This window comes from Rhodobacter calidifons (assembly GCF_011174775.1).
GTDB classification, from domain to species: Bacteria; Pseudomonadota; Alphaproteobacteria; order Rhodobacterales; family Rhodobacteraceae; genus Tabrizicola; species Tabrizicola calidifons.
This window is the reverse complement of sequence record NZ_JAANHS010000004.1, coordinates 183,118-204,745: the sequence shown is the minus strand read 5'-3', so window position 1 is coordinate 204,745 and position 21,628 is coordinate 183,118. Positions and strand designations below refer to the sequence as shown.

The 21,628-nt window shown below is 66.4% G+C and carries 15 protein-coding genes; 6 read left to right on the top strand and 9 right to left on the bottom strand.

The genetic code is table 11. The features are described from left to right. The 5 genes from G8O29_RS07615 to G8O29_RS07595 all read left to right on the top strand — a co-directional run bounded on the left by G8O29_RS07615 (position 1) and on the right by G8O29_RS07595 (position 9,233). The gene (locus G8O29_RS07615; RefSeq protein WP_166402639.1) at positions 1-741 is read left to right on the top strand and encodes an SDR family oxidoreductase; all 741 of its coding nucleotides are present in this window, start codon (positions 1-3) and stop codon (positions 739-741) included. 170 nt (positions 742-911) lie between these two features. After that, entirely contained in the window at positions 912-2,348 is a 1,437-nt protein-coding gene (locus G8O29_RS07610) for an NAD(P)-dependent oxidoreductase (protein ID WP_166402638.1), read from the top strand. A 105-nt stretch (positions 2,349-2,453) separates the two neighbouring features. Beyond that, positions 2,454-3,194, top strand: a complete 741-nt coding sequence (locus G8O29_RS07605) for a hypothetical protein (protein WP_242678965.1) — start codon at positions 2,454-2,456, stop codon at positions 3,192-3,194. A 3-nt stretch (positions 3,195-3,197) separates the two neighbouring features. Then, a complete protein-coding gene (gltB, locus tag G8O29_RS07600) occupies positions 3,198-7,736 on the top strand; it encodes a glutamate synthase large subunit (protein ID WP_166402637.1) in 4,539 nt (1,512 codons plus the stop codon). Between the two features lie 147 nt (positions 7,737-7,883). Beyond that, positions 7,884-9,233: an esterase-like activity of phytase family protein gene (locus G8O29_RS07595; protein WP_166402636.1), complete on the top strand. Its 1,350-nt coding sequence runs from the start codon at positions 7,884-7,886 to the stop codon at positions 9,231-9,233. A gap of 75 nt (positions 9,234-9,308) precedes the next feature. Here G8O29_RS07595 and mgrA read toward each other — a convergent pair whose 3' ends face one another. Next, positions 9,309-10,334, bottom strand: coding sequence for an L-glyceraldehyde 3-phosphate reductase (mgrA, locus tag G8O29_RS07590; RefSeq protein ID WP_166402635.1), 1,026 nt, complete (start codon positions 10,332-10,334; stop codon positions 9,309-9,311). A gap of 86 nt (positions 10,335-10,420) precedes the next feature. On the opposite strand from mgrA, the gene G8O29_RS07585 reads away from it, so the two are divergent. Further along, complete coding sequence (locus tag G8O29_RS07585; protein ID WP_166402634.1) at positions 10,421-11,284, top strand: YihY/virulence factor BrkB family protein; 864 nt, start codon at positions 10,421-10,423, stop codon at positions 11,282-11,284. Here the strand turns inward: G8O29_RS07585 and G8O29_RS07580 are convergent. The 8 genes from G8O29_RS07580 to G8O29_RS07545 all read right to left on the bottom strand — a co-directional run bounded on the left by G8O29_RS07580 (position 11,255) and on the right by G8O29_RS07545 (position 21,528). Continuing rightward, entirely contained in the window at positions 11,255-11,806 is a 552-nt protein-coding gene (locus G8O29_RS07580; protein WP_166402633.1) for a DUF4202 domain-containing protein, read from the bottom strand. The genes G8O29_RS07585 and G8O29_RS07580 overlap by 30 nt on opposite strands. Before the next feature lie 75 nt (positions 11,807-11,881). Next, a complete protein-coding gene (locus G8O29_RS07575; RefSeq protein ID WP_166402632.1) occupies positions 11,882-13,549 on the bottom strand; it encodes a thiamine pyrophosphate-binding protein in 1,668 nt (555 codons plus the stop codon). Positions 13,550-13,663: 114 nt separating this feature from the next. Continuing rightward, complete coding sequence (locus tag G8O29_RS07570) at positions 13,664-15,331, bottom strand: glycoside hydrolase family 3 protein (protein ID WP_242678964.1); 1,668 nt, start codon at positions 15,329-15,331, stop codon at positions 13,664-13,666. Between the two features lie 126 nt (positions 15,332-15,457). Next, positions 15,458-16,759, bottom strand: a complete 1,302-nt coding sequence (gene xylA / locus G8O29_RS07565; RefSeq protein ID WP_166402631.1) for a xylose isomerase — start codon at positions 16,757-16,759, stop codon at positions 15,458-15,460. Further along, on the bottom strand, positions 16,756-18,195 hold the full coding sequence (xylB, locus tag G8O29_RS07560; protein WP_166402630.1) for a xylulokinase: 1,440 nt from the start codon (positions 18,193-18,195) through the stop codon (positions 16,756-16,758). The genes xylA and xylB overlap by 4 nt, the downstream gene beginning before the upstream one ends. Continuing rightward, positions 18,195-18,959, bottom strand: coding sequence for an ATP-binding cassette domain-containing protein (locus G8O29_RS07555; RefSeq protein WP_166402629.1), 765 nt, complete (start codon positions 18,957-18,959; stop codon positions 18,195-18,197). Before G8O29_RS07555 ends, xylB begins: the two co-directional genes overlap by 1 nt. 12 nt (positions 18,960-18,971) lie before the next feature. Further along, complete coding sequence (locus G8O29_RS07550) at positions 18,972-20,363, bottom strand: sugar ABC transporter permease (RefSeq protein ID WP_166402628.1); 1,392 nt, start codon at positions 20,361-20,363, stop codon at positions 18,972-18,974. Positions 20,364-20,502: 139 nt separating this feature from the next. Continuing rightward, the gene (locus G8O29_RS07545; protein WP_166402627.1) at positions 20,503-21,528 is read right to left on the bottom strand and encodes a substrate-binding domain-containing protein; all 1,026 of its coding nucleotides are present in this window, start codon (positions 21,526-21,528) and stop codon (positions 20,503-20,505) included. Positions 21,529-21,628: the final 100 nt, after the last annotated feature.

Sequence of the window (21,628 nt, the reverse complement as noted above, 5' to 3'; positions counted from 1 at the left end):
GTGACGGATCGGTTGAAGGACAAGAGGGTGCTGGTCACGGCGGCCGGGCAGGGCATCGGGCGGGCAAGCGCGCTGGCCATGGCGCGGGAAGGGGCTCGGGTTCTGGCCACCGACATCAATGCCGCGACGCTGGAGGAGCTGCGCTCGGAGGGGATCGAGACCCGGATTCTGAACGTCCGCGATCCGAAGGACATCGCGGCGGCGGTCGCTGCGGCGGGTGCCGTGGATGTCCTGTTCAACTGTGCGGGCTATGTCGCCAACGGGACGATCCTGGACTGCAACGAGGAGCAGTGGGCCTTCAGCGTCGATCTGAACCTGACGGCGATGTACCGCATGTGCCGTGCCTTCTTGCCGGGGATGCTGGAACGGGGCGGCGGGTCGATCATCAACATGTCCTCGGTCGCCTCGTCGGTGATCGCCGCGCCGAACCGCTTTGTCTATGGCGCGACCAAGGCCGGGGTGATCGGGCTGACCAAATCCATCGCCGCCGATTTCGTCGGCAGGGGCATCCGCTGCAACGCGATCTGCCCCGGAACCGTGGAAAGCCCCTCGCTGGAGGAAAGGCTGCGCGCTACCGGAGACTATGAGGCTGCCCGGGCGGCCTTCACGGCTCGTCAGCCCATCGGTCGCATGGCCCGGGCCGAGGAAATCGCCGCGCTGGTGGTCTATCTGGCCTCGGACGAATCCTCCTACACCACGGGAGTTGCCCATGTGATCGATGGCGGTTGGGCCAATATCTGAAGGCTTTTCAGGATATAAGTCAGCTATACTGACCCATTATCGAAGAAATTTGTCAGCTTTACTGACGCATCGGGCCGAAAAGCGTCATATAGGTCAGCAATACTTACTTTTACTGCGCCGCGATCCAAGCTATCCAGCATGTCCGAAGGATTCCGGTGAAAGGCGCAGCCATGGCCACGCAGAAGATGCTGAAGTTTGTCACGGTCGGCAAAGAGATGCCTGAAAAACGTGACGCAGCTTCGCGCGCACAGGATTTCCACGAGATTTACCGCGAGTACGCCGACCGCAAGGCCGCCGAGCAGGCCAGCCGGTGCAGCCAGTGCGGCGTGCCCTATTGCCAGTCGCATTGCCCCTTGCACAACAACATCCCCGACTGGCTGAAGATGACCGCCGAGGGCCGGTTGCAGGAGGCCTACGAGATCAGCCAGGCCACCAACACCTTCCCGGAAATCTGCGGCCGCATCTGCCCGCAGGACCGGCTCTGCGAAGGCAACTGCGTGATCGAACAGTCGGGCCATGGCACGGTCACCATCGGCGCGGTGGAGAAATACATCACCGACACCGCATGGGAGGAAGGTTGGGTCAAACCGATCCGCCCGCATGTCGAACGCCCCGAAAGCGTCGGCATCATCGGCGCGGGGCCGGGGGGGCTGGCGGCGGCGGATATGCTGCGACGGCAGGGCGTGCAGGTCACGGTCTATGACCGCTATGACCGCGCGGGCGGGTTGCTGACCTATGGCATCCCCGGCTTCAAGCTGGAGAAGGACGTGGTGGAACGCCGGAATGCCCAGCTGGCGGACGGGGGCGTGAACTTTGTCCTGAACTGCAATGTCGGCGAGGACATCTCCTTCGATGCGATCCGGGGCCGGCATGATGCGGTGCTGATCGCAACCGGAGTCTACAAGGCGCGGGACATCGAGGCTCCGGGCGTGGGGGCGAAGGGGATCGTGAAGGCGCTGGACTATCTGACGGTATCGAACCGCAAGGGCTTTGGCGACGATGTGCCGGAGTTCGAGAGCGGCGAGCTGAACGCCGCGGGCAAGCGCGTGGTGGTGATCGGCGGCGGCGACACGGCGATGGACTGCGTGCGCACGGCGATCCGGCAGGGGGCCTTGTCGGTGAAGTGCCTCTATCGCCGCGACCGGGCAAACATGCCGGGGTCGCAGCGCGAAGTGGCGAATGCCGAGGAAGAAGGCGTTGAATTCGTGTGGCTTTCGGCCCCCAAAGGGTTCACCGGCGGCACCGAGGTCGAAGGCGTGATCGTGCAGAAGATGCGCCTTGGCCCGGCAGATGCGACAGGGCGGCAGACGCCGGAGGTGATCGAGGGCGCGGATTATGTGGAACCCGCCGACCTGGTGATCCAGGCGCTGGGCTTCGAACCGGAGGATCTGCCGACGCTGTGGGGCGTGCCCGAGCTGAAGGTGACCCGCTGGGGCACGATCAAGGCCGATTTCCGCACCCATGCGACCAGCCTGCCGGGCGTCTATGCGGCGGGCGACATCGTGCGCGGCGCCTCGCTGGTGGTCTGGGCGATCCGCGACGGGCGCGAGGCGGCCGAGGCCATCCTGTCCTATCTGGCCCAGACCGGGGCGGTGGCGGCGGAATGATGAACGGTCGGTCAACTGTCTGGCATGCGTCTGGCATGCGTCTGGCATCCGTCGGGCGCGGATGACCGACCCCAGGACAGGACATGTCAAGAAACGTCAGGATGGATGACCCATCCGAAAGGTGAACCGGCGATGCGGACCATTGCGATCCTTGCCTGCCTGACCGTCCCGGCCGCGCCTGCGCTGGCCGCCAGCTGGACGGTGCCCGAAGGCTGCGAGGCCTTCATGACCGTGCAGTCCAAGGCCTGCCGGGTGTCGCACCATTACCGGTGCAGCGCCGACGCGCCGGGGGATCAGTGGCGGGTGGACATGGATCAGGAAGGTCCGTTCTTCTATTCGCGCATCAACCACGAGGCCGAGTGGGTCGAAAGCTATGACCCGATCATGCAGGTGCTGGACCCGGACCCGGCGGACCCGGCCAGCATGACGGAACTGATCGGAGAAGGCATGGACACCTGGAGCTTCAGCCTGTCCAAAGCCGACGGATCGGGCAGCCGGGCCGAGGGCTATGACCGGCTGACCGGCCGCAGCGTGGTGATCGACGGGATCACCCTGAGCGAGACCGAAGTCGAGTTCGCGGAATACGACCGCTCGGGGAAGCTGATCCGCCGGTCGCGCGGGAACGAATACATGCACTCGGACTGGCGTCTGTTCTTCGCCGGGCCCGGCGAGACCGACCTGGGCGACGGCATCTGGCGGCCGATCGACGGATCTCCGGTGGAGTTCATCTTCCCGGGCGAAGAGGGGTTCCTTGCCCGCCAGCCGAAATACGACTGCGACGCGCTGACGGCCCGCGCGCCCGCGACCATCCTGCCAGCCACCCTGCCCGTGACCGAAAAGGAGTAAGCCATGACCAAATACGATGCCGCCTGGGTTCGGGCCGAAGAGGAAAAGCGCGCCTGGCTGGATGCGAACGGGCTTTACAAGGCCGAGGATGAGCATTCGTCCTGCGGCGTGGGGCTGGTGGTTTCCATCAGCGGCAAGCCCAGCCGCAAGGTGGTGGAGAACGGGATCAACGCGCTGAAGGCGGTCTGGCATCGGGGTGCGGTGGATGCGGATGGCAAGACCGGCGACGGGGCGGGGATCCATGTGCAGATCCCGGTCAGGTTCTTCTATGACGTGGTGCGCCGGACCGGGCATGAGCCGGATGTGAACAAGCTGATCGCCGTGGGGCAGGTGTTCCTGCCGCGGACGGACTTTGGCGCTCAGGAACGCTGCCGGACCATCGTGGAGGCCGAGGTCCTGCGGATGGGGCATTACATCTATGGCTGGCGGCATGTGCCGGTGGATGTCTCGGTTCTGGGCGACAAGGCCAACGCGACGCGGCCCGAGATCGAGCAGATCCTGATCCGCTGCGAGAAGGACATCGACCAGGAACAGTTCGAGCGCGAGCTTTACATCATCCGCCGCCGGATCGAGAAGGCGGCGACGGCGGCGGGTATCGCGGGGCTTTACCTCTGTTCGCTGTCCTGCCGCAGCATCATCTACAAGGGGATGATGCTGGCCGAGCAGGTGGCGACCTTCTACCCCGACCTGATGGACGAGCGGTTTGAAAGCGCGTTTGCGATCTACCACCAGCGCTACAGCACCAACACCTTCCCGCAGTGGTGGCTGGCGCAGCCGTTCCGCATGCTGGCGCACAACGGCGAGATCAACACGCTGAAGGGCAATGTCAACTGGATGAAGTCCCACGAGATCCGCATGGCGTCGAACAACTTCGGCGAGGCGGCAGAGGACATCAAGCCGATCATTCCGGGCGGGACGAGTGACTCGGGTGCATTGGATGCGGTGTTCGAGGTGCTGGTGCGGTCGGGGCGCAATGCGCCGATGGCCAAGACGATGCTGGTGCCCGAGGCCTGGTCGAAGCAGACGGTGAACATGCCCAAGGCCTGGGCGGACATGTATTCCTACTGCAACAGCGTGATGGAGCCGTGGGACGGCCCTGCCGCCTTGGCGATGACCGATGGGCGCTGGGTCTGCGGGGGCCTGGACCGCAACGGTCTGCGCCCGATGCGCTATGTGGTGACGGGCGACGGGATGCTGATCGCGGGGTCCGAGGCCGGCATGGTGCCGGTCGATGAAACCACCGTGCGCGAGAAGGGCGCGCTGGGGCCGGGCCAGATGATCGCGGTCGATATGGTGGAGGGCAGGCTTTACCACGACACCGAGATCAAGGACAAACTGGCCGCCGCCCTGCCCTATGGCGAGTGGATCGAGAAGGTCGTGGACCTCAACAGCCTCTTGCGCGACGTGCCCGAGACGCAGACCTTTACCGGGACGGAGCTGCGCAAGCGGCAGATCGCGGCGGGGTTCACCATCGAGGAGCTGGAGCAGGTTCTGGCTCCGATGGCCGAGGACGGGAAGGAGATGGTCGCCAGCATGGGCGATGACACGCCGCCCGCCGTGCTGTCGTCGGTCTATCGCCCGCTGTCGCATTACTTCCGGCAGAACTTCAGCCAGGTGACGAACCCGCCCATCGACAGCTTGCGCGAAGGCCGGGTGATGTCGCTGAAGACCCGGTTCGGAAACCTGAAGAACGTGCTGGACGAAAGCTCCAGCCAGACGGAAATCCTGGTGCTGGAAAGCCCCTTCATCGCCAACCGCGAGTTCGAGGTGATGGTCGAACGCTTCGGCGATCAGGTCGCCTTCATCGACTGCACCTTCCCGGTGGGCGAGGGGCTGGACGACCTGCGGCAGGGGCTGGAGCGGATCCGGGCCGAGGCCGAGGATGCGGTGCGCTCGGGGGCCGGGCAGCTGGTGCTGACGGACGAGCATCAGGGGCCGGAGAAGGTGGGGATGCCGATGATCCTGGCCACCAGTGCCGTGCACAGCTGGCTGACGCGCAAGGGGCTGCGGACCTTCTGTTCGGTCAACGTGCGGTCGGCGGAATGCATCGACCCGCATTACTTTGCCGTGCTGATCGGCTGCGGGGCGACCACGGTGAACCCTTACCTCGCGCAGGACAGCATCGCCGACCGGATCGAGCGCGGCCTTCTCGACGGCCCGCTGACCGAGGCGATGCGGCGCTATCGCGATGCCATCGACGCAGGCCTGCTGAAGATCATGTCGAAGATGGGGATCTCGGTGATCTCCAGCTATCGCGGCGGTCTGAACTTCGAGGCCGTGGGACTGTCCCGCGCCATGGTGGCCGAGTATTTCCCTGGCATGCAGTCGCGCATCAGCGGCATCGGGCTGACGGGCATCGAGCAGAAGCTGGAGGAAGTGCACCGCAAGGGCTGGCTGGGGGGCGCGGACGTGCTGCCCATCGGCGGCTTCTACAAGGCGCGGCGCACGGGCGAGAAGCACGCCTGGGAAGCGCAGACGATGCACATGCTGCAATCGGCCTGCGACCGGGCGTCCTATGACGTCTGGAAGCAATATTCGGCCGCGATGCGGGCCAATCCCCCGATCCATCTGCGCGACCTTCTGGACATCAAGCCCCTGGGCAAGCCGGTGCCGATCGAGGAGGTGGAGAGCATCACCTCGATCCGCAAGCGGTTCGTCACGCCGGGGATGTCGCTGGGGGCGCTGAGCCCCGAGGCGCACAAGACGCTGAACGTGGCGATGAACCGGATCGGGGCGAAGTCCGACAGCGGCGAAGGCGGCGAGGACCCGGCGCATTTCACGCCGGAGCCGAACGGGGACAACCCGTCCGCCAAGATCAAGCAGGTGGCCAGTGGCCGGTTCGGCGTGACGGCGGAATACCTGAACGCCTGCGAAGAGCTGGAGATCAAGGTGGCTCAGGGCGCCAAGCCCGGCGAGGGCGGCCAGCTGCCGGGGATGAAGGTCACGGCGCTGATCGCGCGGCTGCGCCATTCGACGCCGGGGGTGACGCTGATCTCGCCCCCGCCGCACCACGATATCTATTCGATCGAGGACCTGGCGCAGCTGATCTACGACCTGAAGCAGATCAACCCGCGTGCCAAGGTCTGCGTCAAGCTGGTGTCGTCCAGCGGCGTGGGCACCATCGCGGCGGGGGTGGCGAAGGCCAAGGCGGACGTGATCCTGATCTCGGGCCACAACGGCGGGACGGGGGCTTCGCCTGCGACCAGCATCAAATATGCCGGTCTGCCCTGGGAAATGGGCCTGACCGAGGCGCATCAGGTGCTGGCGATGAACAACCTGCGCGAGCGGGTGACGCTGCGCACCGATGGCGGGTTGCGCACGGGGCGCGACATCGTGATGGCGGCGATGATGGGGGCCGAGGAATACGGCATCGGCACCGCCGCGCTGATCGCCATGGGCTGCATCATGGTGCGGCAGTGCCAGTCGAACACCTGCCCGGTGGGCGTCTGCACTCAGGACGAACGCCTGCGCGCCAAGTTCACCGGCACGGCGGACAAGGTGGTGAACCTGATCACCTTCTACGCTCAGGAAGTGCGGGAGATCCTTGCGTCGATCGGCGCGCGGTCGCTGGACGAGATCATCGGGCGGGCAGACCTGCTGACGCAGGTCAGCCGGGGGGCCGCGAACCTGGACGATCTGGACCTGAACCCGCTGCTCATCACCGTGGATGGCGCGCGGTCGATCACCTATGACCGGACGAAGCCGCGGAATGCGGTGCCTGACACGCTGGATGCCGAGATCATCCGCGACGGCGCGCGCTTCTTCGAGGAGGGCGAGAAGATGCAGCTGTCCTATGCGGTGCGCAACACGCACCGCACCATCGGCACGCGGGCGTCGAGCCATATCGTGAAGAAGTTCGGGATGCGGAACGCCTTGCAGCCCGACCATCTGACGGTGAAGCTGACGGGGTCCTGCGGGCAGTCGCTGGGGGCCTTCGCGGTGCGGGGGCTCAAGCTGGAAGTGCAGGGCGACGCCAACGACTATGTCGGCAAGGGCCTGTCCGGCGGCACGATCACCGTGCGGCCGATGATGTCTTCGCCCTTGAAGGCCGAGGAGAACACGATCATCGGCAACACGGTGCTGTATGGCGCGACGGACGGGTTCCTGTTCGCCTCGGGTCGCGCCGGAGAGCGGTTCGCGGTGCGCAACTCGGGCGCGCATGTGGTCGTTGAAGGCTGCGGGTCGAACGGCTGCGAATACATGACCGGCGGGGTGGCGGTGATCCTGGGCCGGATCGGCGCGAACTTCGGGGCGGGGATGACCGGCGGCATGGCCTATGTCTACGATCCCGAGGGCGTGGCCGAGGACTTCATGAACCTGGAGTCGATCCTGACCTGCGCGGTCGGGCATCCGCATTGGGAGATGCAGCTCAAGGGCCTGATCGCCCGGCACCGTGAGGAAACCGGCAGCCGCATCGCCGAGCGGATCCTGTCGAACTGGGACCGCGAGCGGCAGAACTTCCTTCAGGTCTGCCCGAAAGAGATGGTGGAACGCCTGCCCTATCCGCTGTCGGACGAGGTGGCGAAGGTTCCGGCGGAGTGACGACCTGCGGCCCTCGGCCTGCCCGGGGGCCGCATGGGCCGTCACGCTGCATGGCAAAAGTTTCACCGGCATGTTGCCTCGGCTTCATGCGGCAGTCGCCGATCGGTGAAACCTGATCGGGGTCATCTTTCCAGAGGAGACCCCGACATGACCGTGAAGCGCTTTCTGCTCTGCTCTGTCCTGCTTGGACTGGCCGCGCCGGTTTCTGCCGAGACCGTCTTTCCCGCAAGACTTGCCGGCCATGCGCTGATCCCCGCGGCAAGCTATATCCCCGCGCCGGCCGATGCGCCGAAGGATGCGCAGGTTTCGGGCAAGTTCACCGGGGCGGCCCGGGTGATGGAGCCCGGCACTGTGCCCGGCGACACGGGTGCAAGCCACGGCAAGCGTCCGACCGGCATCAGCCTGCCCTTCCGGGGCCAGCCCTTGCAGGGCTTTTCCGGCTTTGCGATGGAGCGGACGGCGGATGGCAGCGTTTTGTCGCTGACCGACAACGGCTTCGGGTCCAAGGCGAACAGCCCCGATGCGCTTCTGTTCTTCCACAAGCTGAACCCGGATTTCGACGCAGGCACGGTCGAGGTGCGCGAGACGGTGTTCCTGCGCGATCCCGACTTCAAGGTGCCCTTCCGCATCGCCTATGAGGGCAGCGACAGCCGTTATCTGAGCGGCGCCGACTTCGATCTGGAAAGCATCCAGCTGGTCGGCGACGAGGTCTGGATCGGCGACGAATTCGGCCCCCGGCTGATCCGCGCGGGCCTCGACGGCGTGGTGCGGGCGGTCTATCCGACCATGCTGGACGGCGCGCAGCTGAAAAGCCCCGACACCCCCGGCATCGGCGCGCTGTCGGTCAAGGGCAAGGACTGGACCGTGCCGCGGTCCGGCGGGTACGAGGGCATGGGCCTGCAACCGGGCACGGGCCTGTTGTGGGCGATGCTGGAGAAGCCGCTGCTGAACGCCGAGGGCGCGGACGAAGGCGCCTTCCTGCGCGTGCTGGCCTTTGACCCGGCCAAGGGCGAATGGACCGGCCAGGGCTTCAAGTTCGCCTTGGCCGAAGGGGCGACCGCGATCGGCGACTTCAACTTCATCGACGAGACCCGCGCGCTGGTGATCGAACGCGACAATGGCGAAGGTGTTCCGGCGCTGAAATGCGAAGGCGACCCGAAGCCCGACTGCTTTCCCGCCCCGGCGATGGTGAAGAACGTGGTTCTGATCGACACCGCGCAGATCGACGCCGAGGGCTTTGCCAAGCGGCTGGGCCATGTCGACCTGATGACCATCGCCGACCCGGACGGCAAGGCGCGGCTGGAGACGGCAGGCGGCACGGCGGGGGTCTTCACCTTCCCGTTCTTCACCATCGAGAACGTGATGAAGGTCGATGACAGCCACATCATGGTGGCGGTGGACAACAACCTGCCCTTCTCCTCGGGCCGGGCGCTGGACCGCGCAGCGGACAACGAGTTCATCCTGTTGTCGGTGCCGGAGCTGCTGGCGGCGAAGTAAGCCCTGGAGGACTGCTCGTCGAGCACGTCGTGCTCTTCTCGCTTCCGGCGAGAGCACGGCGTGGTCGAAGTGGCGTCAGTCCTCGGAGGATCTGGCCCAGAGGTTGATGTCCTTCTCTTCCGAGATGGCATCGATCGCGGCCAGTTCCTCGGTGGTGAAGTCCAGCTTGTCCAGCGCGCCGATGCAATCGACGACCTGCTCGGGCTTTGATGCGCCGATCAGCGCGCTGGTGATGCCGCCGTCCCGCAGGACCCAGGCGATGGCCATCTGGGCGAGGGTCTGGCCTCGGGCAGCGGCCATGTCGTTCAGTTTGCGGACCGAACCCAGCGCCTTTTCCACCACGGAAGCATGCAGCGACTTGTCCTGCGTCGCACGGCTGCCGGCGGGGATGCCGTTCAGATACTTGTTCGTCAGGATGCCCTGCGCCAGCGGCACGAAGGCGATGCAGCCGACGCCAAGTTCCTTCAGCGTATCCTTCAGACCGTCGGTTTCGACCCAGCGGTTCAGGATGTTGTAGCTGGGCTGGTGGATGAGGAGCGGCGTGCCCAGATCCTTCAGGATTGCCACCGCCTCGCGCGTGCGCTGGGAATTGTAGCTGGAGATCCCGATGTATTGCGCGCGGCCCGAGCGGACGATGTGGTCCAGCGCGCCCATGGTTTCCTCAAGCGGCGTGTCGGGGTCGAAGCGGTGGGAATAGAAGATGTCCACATAGTCGAGACCCATCCGCTTCAGCGACTGGTCGCAGGAGGCGATCAGGTATTTCCGGCTGCCCCATTCGCCGTAGGGGCCGTCCCACATCAGGTAGCCGGCCTTCGAAGAGATGATGAGTTCATCCCGGTGGGAACGGAAATCGGTGCGCAGGAGTTCCCCGAAGGCTTCCTCGGCGCTGCCGGGCGGGGGGCCGTAGTTGTTCGCGAGGTCGAAATGGGTGATGCCAAGGTCGAAGGCAGTGCGGCAGATCGCCTGTTTCGTGGCATGTGGCGTGTCATGGCCGAAGTTGTGCCAGAGGCCGAGGCTGATCGCGGGCAGCTTCAGGCCGGACCTGCCGCAGCGGTTGTAGATCATCCGACCGTAGCGGTCGGGGTTCGGGACATAGGTCATCGGGATCCTCCTGTTGGCGCTATCATGCGCCGGGGTCGGGGCGGCTTCAAGTTGCGCCGGGCCGGATTCCGGGGGATGCTGGCGGCATGAGGCAGCTTCGGCAGGTCTGGGATTTCGTGGTGGCCGTCTGGCAGCGCGTGGGCGACGGGCATTTCGGCCTGATCGCCGCCGGTGTGGCCTTCTTTGCCATGTTCGCGGTGTTTCCGGGCCTCGCGGCCGCCGTTGCGGTCTGGGGCATGTTCGCCGATCCCCTCATCATCCAGGGCTATCTGGAAGTGGCCGAACGTTTCCTGCCGCCTGAAGCGGGGGCATTGATCCACGATCAGGTCATGGGGCTGATCACCGCGCCGCGACGGGCCCTGCAATGGACGACGCTTCTGTCCTTGCTGATCGCGCTGTATTCGGCACGGGCCGGGGTTTCGGCGCTGGTCGCGGGGCTGGACGTGGTGCACAAGTCCACGCCGCGCGGCTGGCTGCGCGGCTGGGCGGTGGATTTCCTGCTGACCGGCGCACTGATCGGCGCGCTGTTCGTGGCGCTGGTGACGGTCGTCGTGGTGCCGATCCTGCTGAGCTATGTTACCTTCGGCACCTTCGCGGCCTGGCTGACCAAGGTGCTGCCCTGGGGCGCGATGTTCCTGCTGGTGGTGACCTGCCTGTCGATTCTCTACCGTTTCGGTCCGAACGTGCCGGGCGGGTTCCGTAGCCCCTGGATCAGTGTCGGCGTGCTGGTCGCCGCGCTGGCATGGGCCGGGGTGTCGATCGGGTTTTCGGTCTATCTGGCGAATTTCAACAGCTACAACGCGATCTATGGCTCGATCGGGGCGGTCATCATCCTGATGATGTGGCTGTATCTGTCGGTCTGGGCCGTGTTGCTGGGCGGGGCGATCAATGCCGAACTGGACGCGCGGATGCGCCGCAGGTCAGTTCGGGCGGAGCGCCTCGGCCAGTGAGGGCGGCAGTGCGAATTCGTCCAGCGCCCGCAGCCGCGCCGCATTGGACATCTTCCGGGCGGTCTTCTGCACGATGTCGAGCACCTGGGCTTCGTCGTGCCTTGCGGCGAAATCGGCGAAATACCAGCGCAGGAAGACAAGGCAGATCACGTCCTCAAGCAGCTGCACTTCGGCGTCGCGCTTCAGACCTTCCTTGCGCAGAAGGACGCCCACGCGGTCGCAGTCGGCGGGGTCATAGCCTGCCTCGGCCATGATCCCGGCGACCCGCAGCGCGTGCCTTCGGGCCTGTTCGCGCCGCCAGACCAGATAGCCGGCCTTGCCTTCGGGATAATCCGTCCGCGGCAGGAGCCAGCGTTCGACATGCTGCCCGCGCGCGGCGATCCGCAGCACTTCGGAGGCATTGGGCGCCAGCCGGGCCAGTTCCGCCGTCATCCGTTCGCCATAGGCCAGGGCCTCGCCCTTCGGGTCGGCGGCATTGGCCTGGTCGATCAGGGCAAGCGCGCGGTGCAGTCGGTCGGTCATCGGGTCCTCTTCGGTCGGGGTCCGGCGGCGGCAGTCTGGCCCCGGCCGGGGCAAAGCGCAACGGGCCTGCCGGTCCTAACCCCGGTCCCGCGCCGAAAGGGCTGTGGCGCGCATCTGCGACAGCGTCTGCCGGGGGGTCAGCGCCTCGGCCGAGATCGCAAGGTCGAGGACGGCGCCGGTCGGGCTGGCCAGGGCGCGCGCGAAGGCGGCGGGGAAATCCGCGGTGCGGTCCACCCGTTCGGCGTGGAAGCCGTAGGCCTGTGCCAGCATCACGAAATCGGGGTTGTGCAGATCGGTGCCCGAGACCCGTGCGGGGTAGGTGCGTTCCTGATGCGCGCGGATCGTGCCGTAGGTGCCGTTGTTCAGGATCAGGACGATCGGCTGCGCCCCGGCCTGCATCGCGGTGCCCAGTTCCTGGCAGGTCATCTGGAAATCGCCGTCCCCGGCAAAGCAGACCACGGTGCGGTCAGGGCAGGCGACCTTGGCGGCGATGGCGGCGGGGATGCCATAGCCCATCGCGCCGGACTGCGGGGCCAGAAGCCGCGCCTTGGGGCCGAAGCGGAAGAACTTGTTCGGCCAGACCGTGAAATTTCCCGCCCCGTTGGTCAGGATCGCATCCTCGGGCAGCACCTCGCGCAGGTGGGCAGTCACCGCGCCCATGTCCACCGGAGAGGGCTGCGGTGGCAGATCGAAAGTCGCCTCGTAATCCGCCCGCGCCCGTTTGCGCCAGTCGGCCCAGGGCCCCTGCACCGGGGTCAGGGCGGCGACAAAGGCGTTCGGCCCGGCGGGGATGCCGAGCATCGGGATATAGACCTTGCCGATCTCGGCCGCCGAGGGATGCACATGGATGATCTTCTGCCGCGGGGTCGGGACCTGGAACAGCGTGTAGCCTTCGGTCGAGATCTCGCCGAACCGGGTGTTGAGCGCCAGCACCACGTCCGCCTCGGTCATGGTCTTGCGCACCCCCGCCGCAAGGCCAAGACCCAGGTCGCCCGCGTAACAGGGCGAGTGATTGTCGAACATGTCCTGATAGCGCAGCGCCGCCACCACGGGGATGTCGGAGGCCTCGGCAAAGCCTTGCAGGGCGGCCCGACCGGCCTCGGTCCAGTTGCAGCCGCCGATCAGGATCGCGGGTCGTTCGGCGCCTGCCAGCAGCGCCAGCGCCTCGGCCAGGGCTGCCGGTTCGGGCGCCGGCTCGGCAATGCGGGCGAGGCCGGTCAGCGCCGGCGCCGAGGCGGGACCGGACAGCATGTCCTCGGGCAGGGCGATGACCACGGGGCCGGGGCGGCCCGTGGTGGCGGTGATCCAGGCGCGGGAGAGAAGCTCGGGGATGCGGTTTGCATCGTCGATCTCGACCACCCATTTCGCCATGGTGCCGAAAACCGCGCGGTAGTCGAGTTCCTGGAAGGCCTCGCGCCCGCGCATGTCGGTGCCGACCTGGCCGACCAGAACGAGCATCGGCGCGCTGTCCTGCATCGCCGTGTGGATGCCGATCGAGGCATTGGTCACCCCCGGACCGCGCGTCACGAAGCACAGGCCCGGCTGCCCGGTCAGCTTGCCCCAGGCCGCTGCCATGAAGGCCGCACCGCCCTCGTTCCGGCACAGCACGAAATCCAGCCTGCCCGCCGTGTCGTGCAGCGCGTCCAGGACGGCCAGATAGCTTTCCCCCGGCACGCCGAAGCCCTTCCGCGCCCCCAGCGCGATCAGACATTCGACCAGTAGCTGCCCGCCGTTCCGCATCATCCCGCCCTACCTCCTTGCCGCGCCACTCTTGCACCCCGCCTTCGCGGCAGGAAGCCCGGAAAATCGGCAGAGCGGCAAGTCCTTCTTCTCGATTTCCGGCCGGACCCAGTCAGATCAGTAGCGGGCGTCGGGCAGGCCGCAGAAGGGATCGACCGGGTTCGTGCCGCGGAACGGCGCGCGGCCCAGAAGGCAGTCGAGCGTGGCGCGCTGCATCGTGTCCATCGTGGCATAGGCATTGACCACGCAGGGCATCCGGGGCGCGTCGTAGAGGTAATAGGGATAGCCGAAGGAAATCAGCGCCGTCGGCACCTGATGCCAGTGCCGCTGCATCGCGCCGTGCATGCCTCCGGTCAGCCGGTTCCAGTCCAGGAAGATGCGGCCCCGGGTCAGAAGCGTTTCCTCGCCCATCACGAACAGCACCAGATCGAAGTCGCGCTGGTCCAGCTGGTCGCCGGGCCGATGGATCGTGACCTCGAAGCCTTCGGCGCGCAGCATGTCCGGGAAGGCCATCGGCATCCCGTCGCCATGCAGGGGAGTCACGATGCCGGTCGTGTAGACCAGAACGCGGCGGTGGCGGTCGGGGGACAGGGGCAGGAGGCCCCGCACATCCTTCACCAGCGTCGGCGCGCGGGCGGTGATCGCTTGCGCGGTCGCGGCATCCTCGGGCCGGGCCAGCCGGCCGCGGTCGGCGGGGGCGCGGCCGTCGCGGTGCAGCCCCAGCCATGCCTTGAGCCCCAGAACCCGGATCAGTGCCTCGTCCAGCCGTTCGGGCGTGATCCGCCCATCGTGCAGCGCCGCCTCGATCCGGGCGATGTCGGCCTCGGGTTCGTCCGAGAACAGGATCACGTCGCAGCCCGAGGCGACGACCTCTGGCAGCATCTCGTCGCGATGTGCCCAGGCGCCGAAACCGGCCATGGGCGTTGCGTCCGAGACGATGACGCCGTTGAACCCCAGTTCGCCGCGCAGGAGCACCCGGTTGAGAAGGGCCGAGACCGAGGCAGGGCGGCAGGCCTCGAGCCCCGCATCGGGGTCATGGGCGAGGACATAGGCCGGAAAGGCGATGTGGGCGGACATGACCGCCATCACCCCTGTTTCGATCGCGGCACGGTAAAGCGCGCCGTGGGTGGCGTTCCAGTCGTCGATGGACAGGGGGTTGATCGTCGTCAAGAGGTGCTGGTCGCGGTCGTCGTGCCCCTCTCCCGGCCAGTGCTTGACCGTAGCGGCGACGCCATGAGCCTGAAGCGCGGCGATATGCGCAAGGGCGTGCGCACGGATGCGGTCGGGGTCGGACCCCAGCCCCCGAGTCGCCACGATGGGGGACCGGAACAGCGCGTTGATGTCGATGACGGGCGTGAAGGACCAGTTGATCCCTGCGGCGCGCGCCTCTTCGGCCATTATCCGGGCGATGGTGGCCGAGGCCTGCGCGTCGTCCACCGCCGCAAGCGCCAGGGGGTTCGGCACCTCGGTCCCGAAGGAGGGGCTCATCCGGCTGCCTTCGAGGTCCGCGCTGACAAGGTAGGGGATGGGGGCAGCGGCGCGCAGGGCGTCGAGGGTGTCGAGTTCCGCCGTGGCGTCGGGGCCGAAGAATTTGGTGATCCCGGCGGGGGCGAGGGCGGTGATGCGGTCCACGACCTCTGCCCCGGTGCCAAAGCAGAGATGGACGAACAACTGCCGGACCTTGGCCGCCCGGTCCATCGCGCCAAGGGTGGACCGCACCCAGTCGCGCCCTGCCCCGTCAAGGGTGAATGGCGGGGCGGAAAGGATGCGGTCGATCTGGTTCAAGGCAGGCTCCGTCCATATGTCCAGACCCTGTCCCGGGCCTGACCCGGGACCTCTCCGGTCAGAGACGGTGACAGTTCGGCAAGAGGCCCCGGGTCAAGCCCGGGGCGGGGTTTCCTTTCGCGTCAGTCAGACGTAGCGGTTCCAGAGGTTCTCCAGCCGCTCTTGCCGGCCCGATTTCGGCTGCGGCTCGATCTTCTCGGCCGTCACCCGCGCGGCGGCGTCCTCGAGGCTGCCCTTCAGCATCGCCTGGGCCTTGGTGTCCTTCCAGCCGGCATAACGCTCGGCCCTCGCGGCCTCCAGTTCGCCCGACTCCAGCAGCGCCGCCGCACATTTCAGCGCGCGGGCGCAGGTGTCCATCGCGCCGACATGGGCGAGGATAAGGTCCTCGGGGTCGAGGCTCTGACGCCGGATCTTCGCGTCGAAATTGGTACCGCCGGTGGTGTAGCCGCCCGCCTTGAGGATCTCGTAGAAGGCCAGGGCCTTTTCGGCGTGGTTGTTCGGGAACTGGTCGGTGTCCCAGCCGGACTGATAGTCGTTCCGGTTCATGTCGATCGACCCGAAGATGCCCAAGGCGGCGGCCAGGGCGATCTCGTGCTCGAAGCTGTGGCCGGCCAGAATGGCGTGGCCCTGTTCGATGTTGACCTTCACTTCCTTTTCCAGACCGAAGTCCTTCAGGAAGCCATAGACCGTGGCCACGTCATAATCGTACTGGTGCTTCGAGGGTTCCTGCGGCTTCGGTTCGATCAGGATCGTGCCCTTGAAGCCGATCTTGTGCTTGTACTCCACCACCTGTTGCAGGAAGCGGCCCGCGTGGTCGCGCTCGGCCTTCAGATCGGTGTTCAGCAGCGTCTCATAGCCCTCGCGCCCGCCCCAGAGGACGTAGTTCTGCCCGCCCAGCCGGTGCGTCACATCCATGTTCGCCTTCACCGTGGCGGCGGCATAGGCATAGACGTCCGGGTCGGGGTTGGTGGCCGCGCCCGCCATCCAGCGGCGGTGGCTGAAGAGGTTGGCCGTGCCCCACAGAAGCTTTGCCTTGTGGGTCTGCTGCTTCTCGCCCAGGTAATCGGCGATCTCGTTCAGGTTCTTCAGGCTTTCGGCGAAGGTCGCGCCCTCGGGGCGGACATCCGCGTCGTGGAAGCAGTAGAAGGGCACGCCAAGGATATCGAACATCTCGAAGGCCACATCGGCCTTCAGCTTGGCCAAAGCCATGCCGTCGCCGAACCAGGGGCGCTCGAAAGTCTGCCCGCCGAACGGGTCGCCGCCCGGCCAGGCGAAGCTGTGCCACCAGGCCACGGCGAAACGGAGGTGATCCTCCAGCCGCTTGCCCATGACCACTTCGTCCGGGTTGTAGTGGCGGAAGGCGAATTCGTTGGTGGACGAAGGGCCTTCATACTTGATGGCGGGGATGCCCCTGAAGAAGTCGGTCATGTCAGATCCTTGATGGCAGATTGGGCGGCGCGGAACCGTTGATGTCCCGCGTCGAAGGCGTCCTTGAGGGAAGGATCGGGGTCGATGGTGCGGGCAATCTGGGGCAGCGTGGCGATCTCGGCCCCGGCCCCGGTCGCGGCCATCAGGCCAAGCCGCGCCGCGCCGAAGGCCCCGCCGAAATCCCCCGCCACGGGCAGTTGCACCGGGCAGTCGAGCGCGGTGGCGATCAGCTTCAGCCAGTAGTCCGACCGCGAGCCGCCGCCGACCGCCAGAAGATGCTCCAGCTTTGTCCCGGTGGCCGCCAGCGCGTCGCGGCTGTCGCGGATGGCAAAGGTCACGCCCTCCAACACCGCGCGGGTGGCCGCCTGCCGGTCGGTCGCGTGCTCCAGCCCGGTGAAGGCCCCGCGCACGCTGGCCGAGTTCAGGGGCGTCCGCTCGCCGCCCAGATAGGGCAGGAAGATCGTCTTGCCCGGTGCATGTAGCGTGCTGCCAAGCTCTCCGGTAAGCCGCGCCGCCTCGGTGCCCAGAAGCCGGGCATACCAGTTCAGCGCATCCGTCGCGGCCAGGATCACGCCCATCTGGTGCCAGGTGTCCGGCAGGGCATGGCAGAAGGTATGCACCGCCGTCGCCGGATCCGGCTGATAGCCGTCATTCGCGGCGAACAGCACGCCCGAGGTGCCAAGCGAGACAAAGGCCTCGCCCGCGCGCACCACGCCGACGCCCACGCCCGAGGCGGCATTGTCCCCACCGCCCCCGGCCACGACGACCGACTTAGGCAGGCCCCAGCGGCTGGCCAGCGCTTCGCGCAAAGTGCCTGAAACCTGGCTTCCCTCGACCAGACGGGGCATCTGCGCCCGGGTCAGGCCGGTGGCGGCCAACAACTCGTCCGACCAGTCGCGTCTGCCGGTATCCAGCCACGACGTCCCCGCCGCATCCGACATTTCTCCGACATGCTCACCCGTCAGCCAGAGCCGCAGGTAATCCTTCGGCAACAGGACCTTCGCCACCCGGTCCCAGACCTGCGGCTCGTGTCTTTGCACCCAGACCAGCTTGGGCGCGGTGAAGCCCGGAAAGACGATGTTGCCCGTCAGGCGCCGGAACTTCGGGTCGGCGTCCAGGGCCGCGGCCTCGGCATGGGCCCGGGTGTCGTTCCACAGGATGCAGGGCCGCAGCACCTCGTCCGCGGCATCCAGCAGCGTGGCACCATGCATGTGGCCGGAAAGCCCGATCCCGCGCACCCCGCCCAGACCCTTCTGCGCCAGCTTGTCGAACACCGTTTCGGCCGCGCTGATCCATTCGGACGGCGCCTGCTCGCTCCAGCCTTCGGCGGGGCGCTGAACGGTCAGGGGGGCCGTCGCCTCGGCAAGGACCCGCTGGTCCTCGCCGATCAGGATTCCCTTGATTCCCGATGTGCCGAGATCAAGCCCGATATACATCACGCGGCCAGATGCTGGGGTTTCTTGCCCAGGATGATCATCCCCAGGATGTCGTCGTCGGTGACTTCGTCCACGTTCACCGTGCCGACCAGCTGGCCGTTCTTCATCACGGACGCCCGGTCGCAGAGCTTCATCACGTTGTGGATGTCGTGTTCGATCAGGAAGATGCCCAGACCCTGGGCCTTCAGCTCCTGGATCAGCTCGGCCACCATCTGCGTCTCATGCGGACCAAGCGCGGCGGTCGGTTCGTCCATGATCAGGATCTTCGCATTGAAATAGACCGCGCGGGCGATGGCGACCGACTGGCGTTGACCGCCCGACAGGGCGCTGACCGGCACGTTGAACTTGCGGAAGTTCGGGTTCAGACGGCCCATGATCTTGCGCGTCTCGGCCTCCATCTTCGATTCGTCCACGAAGCCGAAGGCGTTCACCAGCTCGCGCCCCAGAAACAGGTTCGAGGCGGCATCCAGGTTGTCGGCCAGCGCCAGCGTCTGATAGATCGTCTCGATGTTCAGCGCGCGGGCGTCGCGCGGGTCCTTGATCTCGACCTCCTGGCCATTGATGAGAATCTGGCCGCTGTCCTTCTGATAGGCGCCCGACAGGCACTTGATCAGCGTCGACTTGCCTGCGCCGTTGTGGCCCAGAAGGCCCACGACCTCGCCGGGGTAGAGATCGACCGTGACGTGATCCACGGCCTTGATCCCCCCGAAGGAAATCGAGATGTCGCGCAGTTCGACAAGCGGGGTTCCGGTTCTGTCTACCATGGTCCTATCCCCTCACTTGATGCGTTTGCGGTAAACGATGTCGAGGTACACGGCGAGCACGAGGGCAATGCCGATAACGATGCGCTGGTAAGACCCGTCGCCGAAGCCGATCAGCACCATGCCTGTCTGCAAGGAGGTCAGGATCAGGGCGCCGATGATCGCGCCGTAGATCGTGCCCACGCCGCCGGCCAGCGAGGTGCCGCCGACGACGGCGGCGGCGATGACGTAAAGCTCGTCAAGGTTGCCCATGGCATTGGTGGCGCTGTTCTGCCGCGCTGCGCCGATGACGGCGGCGATGCCTGCCAGCGCGCCCATCAGGGTGAAGATCTTCACGATCATCGCCCGGGTATTGATGCCCGACAGCGCCGCCGCCTCGGGGTTGCCGCCGATGGCAAAGACATAGCGGCCGAACCGGGTGCGGGTCATCAGCACGGTCATCGCGATGGCCACGGCGATCATGATCAGCACCGGATAGGCGAAGCCGTGGCCGAAGCTGGCGCAGACATCGCTGTAGATCGTGCTGTTCGACTTGGCGCATTCGGGCAGCTCCTGTCCCAGCGCCTTGTAGTATTTCTCGATATTGCCCTTGGGCCAGATGTAGCTGTTCACCACCGCCGTCGCGCCAAGGATCGCACCGCAGACCAGCGCGATGACGAAGGTCTCGGCCCAGACCGGGCGCAGGGTAAAGCCGTGCGTCTTGCGCGACTGGCGGCCGCTGAGGAAGGCCCAGACCACGAAGACACAGGCGATCACGGCGAAGATCCAGCTGCCGGTCTTGCCCAGCGCCCCGAAGGAGCCGCCGCCGATCAACGCGAAGGTTTCATCCAGCGGAGCAATGGTCTTGCCGCCGGCCACCAGGAAGGCCGCACCGCGCCAGACCAGCAGGCCGCCCAGCGTGACGATGAAGGCCGGGATGCCCAGGAAGGCGATCAGCACGCCCTGGAAACAGCCGATCAGCGCGCCCATCGCGATGCCGAAGATCACCGTGATGATCCAGATCGACGGATGGCCCAGGCCCAGCGCGGGCGTCAGGTATTCGACCTGCAAAAGGCCCATGTACATGCCGACCATGCCCATGATCGACCCCACAGACAGGTCGATGTTGCGCGTGATGATGACCAGCACCATCCCCGTCGCCATGATGCCGATATAGGCGGTCTGCACCGACAGGTTCCACAGGTTGCGCGGCGTCAGGAAGCCGTTCGCCTCGGCCTGGGATGCGCCCAGCAGCATCGAGGGGCGGCCGAGGACGAAGGTCGAATAGGCCTCGAAGGCCAGCCAGATCAGAAGCAGCGCGCCGACCATGCCCAGAAGGCGGGGGTCGATCTCGGTCGTGCGCAGAAAGCGGGTGAGCCCGCCTTCCTTCGGCGCATGTGTCGTCGTGGATTGGGGTGCAGCGGTCATGTCCTCGTCCAGCCTGAGAGGGATGGGGCTGTGCCGGATCCGGGCGCGTCACCGCGCGCCATCGCACCCCGCAGGGCACAGGTCCAGCCAGGAGAAAAGGAAGGCGCCGCCCCGAAAAGGACGGCGCCGGTAGGTCAGATCACTGGCAGGCAGCGACGTCGGGCATCGCGCCTTCGCAGGCCTGTTCCTTGGTGATGTGGCCCGCTTCGATGGCGATGTTCAGCGTGTCCTTGGTGATCGGGGTCGGATCCAGCAGGATCGCGTTCATCTCTACGCCCTTCTCGCCGCCCGAGAACTTGGTCGCCCCCGGGATCGCGTCCAGCGCCATGCCGTCGGCCAGCATCCCGGCGATCTCGCCCGCCGCCTTGCCCAGGTCGCGCGCGTTCTTCCAGACCGAAACCGTCTGGGTGCCGCGTGCCACGCGGTTGATCGCGGCAAGGTCGCCGTCCTGGCCGCCCAGCGGCACGTTCAGGCCCTGTGCGGCCAGAGCCGCGGCAACGCCACCGGCCATGCCATCGTTCTGCGCCAGCACGGCGTCGATGGCGTTGTTGTTGGCGGTCAGGATCTGTTCCATGTTCTTCTGGGCGTTCTCGGGCTTCCAGCCGTCCGAGTTCGCTTCGCCGACGATCTTGATGTCGCCCGAGGCCACGGCTGCGCCGATGACTTCTTCCATGCCCTGGCGCAGGAAGCCGACGTTCGGGTCGCCCGGATCGCCCTTGATGATCGCGTAGTTGCCCTTCGGCACCAGCTTGAAGACCTCGGTCGCGATGATACGGCCGACGCCCACGTTGTCGAAGGTGAGATAGAAGGTGCGGTTGTCCTCGATCAGACGGTCGTAACCCACGACCGGGATCCCTTCGGCGGCGGCCTTCTCGATGGCCGGGCCGATGGCGTCCTTGTCCCAGGCGTTGATGATCAGCGCGTCAACGCCCTGGGCGATCAGCGCGTCGATGTCCGACAGCTGCTTTTCGGCCGAGGACTGGGCGTCAGCCGAGACGTACTCGTTGCCGGCGGCCTCGATCGCGGCCTTCATCGCGGCTTCGTCGATCTTCCAGCGCTCTTCCTGGAACTGGGCCCAGGAAACGCCGATCTTCTTGCCTTCGGCCAGAGCAGCCGACGAGAAACCAGTCACCGCCAGAACGGCGGCGAGAATTGCGGTACGCATATGTATCCTCCCTATGGATCGGCCTGATTGGACCGGCCCGGCAGATTCGCCGGAACAGGGCGGAAGATGCCGCCAATAATTTCAGTTGTCAAAATATAAA